This is a genomic window from Micromonospora sp. URMC 107 (assembly GCF_051386315.1).
GTDB lineage: Bacteria > Actinomycetota > Actinomycetes > Mycobacteriales > Micromonosporaceae > Micromonospora.
Genome location: NZ_JBPQTK010000227.1, coordinates 1 through 4,459, shown reverse-complemented (window position 1 = coordinate 4,459; position 4,459 = coordinate 1). Strand labels below are relative to the sequence as shown.

The 4,459-nt window shown below is 74.5% G+C and carries 5 protein-coding genes and 2 pseudogenes; 5 read left to right on the top strand and 2 right to left on the bottom strand.

Annotated elements, in window-relative coordinates; translation table 11 throughout:
* Positions 1–594, top strand: a pseudogene (locus ACSNN9_RS27855) (hypothetical protein); the annotation flags it as partial.
* Between the two features lie 70 nt (positions 595–664).
* Here the strand turns inward: ACSNN9_RS27855 and ACSNN9_RS27850 are convergent.
* The gene (locus ACSNN9_RS27850) at positions 665–1,360 is read right to left on the bottom strand and encodes a lysophospholipid acyltransferase family protein (protein WP_436676272.1); all 696 of its coding nucleotides are present in this window, start codon (positions 1,358–1,360) and stop codon (positions 665–667) included.
* Between the two features lie 354 nt (positions 1,361–1,714).
* On the opposite strand from ACSNN9_RS27850, the gene ACSNN9_RS27845 reads away from it, so the two are divergent.
* Genes ACSNN9_RS27845 through ACSNN9_RS27835 form a run of 3 tightly spaced genes read left to right on the top strand, consistent with a single transcriptional unit; the run spans position 1,715 to position 3,029 of the window.
* Complete coding sequence (locus tag ACSNN9_RS27845; RefSeq protein WP_358092568.1) at positions 1,715–2,155, top strand: carboxymuconolactone decarboxylase family protein; 441 nt, start codon at positions 1,715–1,717, stop codon at positions 2,153–2,155.
* The gene (locus tag ACSNN9_RS27840) at positions 2,152–2,742 is read left to right on the top strand and encodes a sigma-70 family RNA polymerase sigma factor (RefSeq protein ID WP_436676271.1); all 591 of its coding nucleotides are present in this window, start codon (positions 2,152–2,154) and stop codon (positions 2,740–2,742) included. The genes ACSNN9_RS27845 and ACSNN9_RS27840 overlap by 4 nt, the downstream gene beginning before the upstream one ends.
* Positions 2,743–2,792: 50 nt before the next feature.
* On the top strand, positions 2,793–3,029 hold the full coding sequence (locus ACSNN9_RS27835; protein ID WP_436676270.1) for a hypothetical protein: 237 nt from the start codon (positions 2,793–2,795) through the stop codon (positions 3,027–3,029).
* 41 nt (positions 3,030–3,070) lie between these two features.
* Here ACSNN9_RS27835 and ndk read toward each other — a convergent pair whose 3' ends face one another.
* Entirely contained in the window at positions 3,071–3,496 is a 426-nt protein-coding gene (gene ndk / locus ACSNN9_RS27830; RefSeq protein ID WP_358092574.1) for a nucleoside-diphosphate kinase, read from the bottom strand.
* Positions 3,497–3,639: 143 nt separating this feature from the next.
* Here ndk and ACSNN9_RS27825 point away from each other — a divergent pair.
* Positions 3,640–4,459: pseudogene (locus tag ACSNN9_RS27825) on the top strand (glyoxalase/bleomycin resistance/dioxygenase family protein); the annotation flags it as partial.

Below are 4,459 nucleotides of genomic sequence, written 5' to 3'. Positions count from 1 at the left end.
GGGCCCCAGGCCCCCCAGGGGTACGCCCCGCCGCCCGCCCGCAAGCGTCGCCGCTGGCCGTGGATCATGCTGCTCATGCTGGCCTGCTGCTGCGGCTGCCCGGCCTACTACGGGGTGCCGATGGCGTCGCAGTACCCGGCGAACGCCAGCCTGCCGGCCGAGGTGGCCGACCTGCGGCTGCGCGACGACGACGTCAGCAAGGCGACCGCCAAAAAGTTGGAGGCGGAGGTGCGCAAGGCGCACCTGCTCGCCGATGACACCTTCGCCGGCGTCTACAGCACGCCCGCCGGCAAGCGGGTGACGGTCTTCGGCGGCACCGGTTTCCGGTTCACCCCGGAGTCGGACGCGGAGGACGAGATCACCCGGCTCACCGGGCAGTACTCCCTCGGCGAGGCCCAGGTGGTCGACACCGGCGTACGCGGCCGGCACCAGCGCTGCGCGGTGGGCCGCGCCGACGGCCAGGACGTGGTGGTGTGCACCTCGGTCGACCACGGCAGCATCGCCACCGCGGTCTTCACCCGGCTCTCCCTCGACGACAGCGCCACCCTGCTCGGCACCCTGCGGGAGCAGCTGGTCACGACCGACCAGAAGTAGGGCCCGACGGCTCGGCCGACTCCCGACGTGGACGAAAGGCGGCGCGGAGTCGGCCTGCCCGGAACCGGGCTCAGGCCGGGGCGTCGCCCGGGGTGGCCGAGTGCGCGCGCGGCGGGGCGTAGCGGGGCACGTACTCCTGGCCGGTCAGCTTCTGGATCTCGGCCATGATCTCGTCGGTCATCTCGCGCAGCGACGTGCGGTCGTCCGGCCGGCCGGTGAAGTCGAGCGGCTTGCCGAACCGGATCATGATCTTGGCGCGGCCGGGGCGGGGCACCCGGGTCCCGATGGGCTGGGCCTTGTCGGTGCCGGTCATGCCGACCGGGATGATCGGCACGCCGGCCGCCACCGCCAGCCGGGCCGCGCCGGTGCGCCCCCGGTAGAGCCGGCCGTCCGGCGACCGGGTCCCCTCTGGATAGACCGCGACCAGATCGCCGGCCTTCAGTACCGGGATGGCGGCGTCGAACGCGGACAGCGCCGCGCGGCCGCCGGCCCGCTCGACCGGGATGGCGCCCAGGCCGGTGAGCACGTGCTTCGACAGGGCGCCCTTCGGGCCGGTGCCCTTGAAGTACTCCGACTTGGCCCAGAACGCCAGGTGCCGGGGAACCACCGTGCCGAGGAACAACTCGTCGGCGACCGAGAGGTGGTTGCCCGCGAAGATCGCACCTCCTGTGTCCGGAATGTGCTCCAGCCCCTCCACGGTCGGACGGAAGGCCAGCCGGAGCGCGGGCGCCACGGTGAGCTTGCCGATGGTGTAGAGCAGGGGCACTGGTCCTCCGGCGGAGTGTGTGCGAACAGGCGCTGTCACGGTAACCGACGGGTCCACGGGGCGTCGTCGGGGTGGCGGGTCGACCGCCTGGTGAGCGGGCGTGTCGGGGCCGGTGGGGACGGCCCGGCGACGCGCCGTCGGGCCGTCCCCACCCACTGACTCATACCCTGCGGACAGCCACCGTCAACCGCTCGCCCCCGCCGGCCTCTCCGGTGCGGCGCCGCCCCGTCGGCGGAGTCGACGGGGCGGCCGGCAACTTCCGGCGGCGTGACCGGGCTCACGTCCTCCGGTGTCACGCCGCGTCCCCTCCGCACGTCGTGTGGGTGTCGACAACGACCGATCGAGGAGGCCGTCATGCAACGGATGAACGTGGCCGAGGTGGCACCGCAGGCGTACCAGGCCGTGCTGGGGCTGGAGAAGTACGTCCGGGCGAACGTCGGGCACACCGTGCTGGCGCTGGTGAAGCTGCGGGCGTCGATGCTGAACGGGTGCGCGTTCTGCGTCGACATGCACAGCCGCGACGCGCTCGCGGCGGGCGAGTCGGACCGGCGGCTCTTCGCCGTCGCGACCTGGCGGGAGGCGCCCTTCTTCGACGAGCGGGAGCGGACCGCGCTGGCGCTCACCGACGCGGTGACCCGGCTCGGCGAGCACGGCGTGCCCGACGACGTCTGGGACGCGGCGGCGAAGGTGTGGTCCGAGAAGGAACTCGCCGACCTGTTGATGGCGGTCGCCACCATCAACGTGTGGAACCGCATCGCCGTGACGTGCCGCAACGACCTCCCCGCGGACGTGTGACGCTTCCCGACGCGACGCGGGCGGCCGGTGCGCTCGACGCGCACCGGCCGATGCTGCTCGGGCTGGCGTACCGCCTGCTCGGCAGCCGGCACGACGCCGAGGACGTGCTCCAGGAGGCGTACGTGCGCTGGTTGGGGGTCGACCGGGGGTCGGTCGCGGAGCCGCGGCGCTACCTGTCCCGGGTGGTCACCCGGTTGGCGCTGGACCGGCTGCGCGCCCGGCGGGCCGCCCGGGAGACGTACGTCGGGCCCTGGCTGCCCGAGCCGGTGCGGACCGTGCCGTCACCGTTCGGGCCGCTGGACGCCGTCGAGCTGCGCGACTCGCTCTCCACCGCCCTGCTGCACCTGCTGGAGCGGCTCTCCCCGCCCGAGCGGGCGGTCTACGTGCTGCACACCGCCTTCGAGCTGCCGTACGCCGAGATCGCGGGGATCCTGGCCGGTCGGCGGCGGACTGCCGGCAGCTGCACCACCGGGCGGCGACCCGGATCGGCCAGGACCGGCGACGCTTCACCGCCGGCCGGGCCGAGCAGGAACGGCTGCTGGAGGCGTTCCTCGCCGCCGCCCGCGACGGCGACCTGGCCGCGCTGACCGGCCTGGTCGCGACGGACGCCACCGCCTGGACCGACGGCGGCGGCCGGGTGAAGGCGGCACGCAACCCGGTCACCGGCGCCGACCGGGTGGCCCGCTTCTTCGCCGGCATCTACGGGCCGGGCCGACGCCTCACCGTGCGGCGGGTGGAACTCAACGGCCAGCCGGGCGCGCTGATCGTCCGCCCCGACGCCGGCAGGTACGCGCTGACGCTCGCCGCGGCCGGCGGCCGGATCACCGCGTTCCACGTGGTCGGCAACCCGGACAAGCTGCGGTGGGCGAACTGAGCGGGCCGGTCGTGGACCGGCCCGCGACGACGGTGGGTCGGTCAGCCCAGCTCGGGGAACCAGAGCGCGATCTCGCGCTTCGCGCTCTCCGGCGAGTCGGAGGCGTGCACCAGGTTCTCCCGGTTGGACAGGGAGAGGTCGCCGCGGATCGTGCCGGCCGCCGCCCGGCGCCCGTCGGTCGCCCCGACGAGCCCGCGCACCACGTCGATGACCTGGTCGCCGGAGAGCACCAGCGCCACCAGCGGGCCGCCGGTCATGAAGTCCTTCAGCGGGGGGTAGAACGGCTTGTCGACGTGCTCGGCGTAGTGCTCGTCGGCCAGCGCGGCGTCCATCGTCCGGACCACCATCGCGTCGATCCGCAGCCCCTTGCGCTCGAAGCGGGAGATCACCTCGCCGACCAGCCCGCGGCGGACCGCGTCGGGCTTGACCAGTACGAGGGTGCGCTCATCGGGGCTGCTGCTGGACACGCTGGGTTCCTCCTGTGCGCGGAAGGCGGTCGGGCTGGGTACGGTCAGCCTAGCGACCCGGTCCCGGCGCCGGCGCGGCGGCCGGTCCTTCCTCCGGCGGCCGATCCGGCCTAGCCTGGCCCTTGACCCTCGGGAGGTCCACAGTGGCGAATGGCGGGAACCGACCCATCGCGCCGGTACGCAAGCTGATCGCCGCGGTGCTGGGCACCGTGGCCACCTTCGTCGTCCTCTTCGGCCTGGGCATGACCAGCTGGGCGATCGTGGCGCTCGGGGTCGCCCTGCTGGTGCTGGCCATCGCGCTGGCCACGGTGCGCGGGGGCGGTCGCACCTGGGTGGTCGGCGAAGGGCACGTGCACAGCGCCTCCGAGCCGCCCACCCAGTACGCCTTCGGCCGCTGCGAACTCCAGCTGGTGATCGACGCCCCGGGGCTGCCGCCCCGGTCCAAGAAGATCATCGAGCCGCGGGTGCCGGTGGCGAAGTGGCCGTCGCTGGGCCAGACGCTGCCGATCCGGGTGGCCCTGGACGACCAGCGGCACGTCCGCGTGCTCTGGGACGACGTGCCCACCCACGCGGAGACCGCCGCGGCCGTCGCGGCCGACCTGCCGCCCGAGTACGCGGGCGCCGAGCCGCTGGACGACGTGCTGATCCAGCAGGAGGCCCCGCCGTGGGCGGACCGGGCGCCGGACGACGACTACCGCGACGACTTCCGCGACGACTACCGGGCCCCGGTGGGTGACCCGCTGGGCGACCCCGTCGGGGATCCGCTGGGCGATCCGCTCGGTGGGGACCGCGTCGGACGGCCCGAGGAGCGCGAGCCCGTCGTGATGCACCAGCGCCCGGGTGGGCCCGTCGTGCTGGAGGGCACGCTCGTCGAGCAGCCCACCACCGGCACGCTGCCGCGCCGGGCCACCCCGACGCCCCGCCCGCCCGCCGAGGAGCGGTTCGACGTGCCCGGCGCGGCAG

Bases quoted from the DNA above. Each gene is read 5' to 3' on its own strand.
- ACSNN9_RS27845 (WP_358092568.1), top strand. From the start codon at position 1,715: ATGCAACGGATGAACGTGGCCGAGGTGGCACCGCAGGCGTACCAGGCC.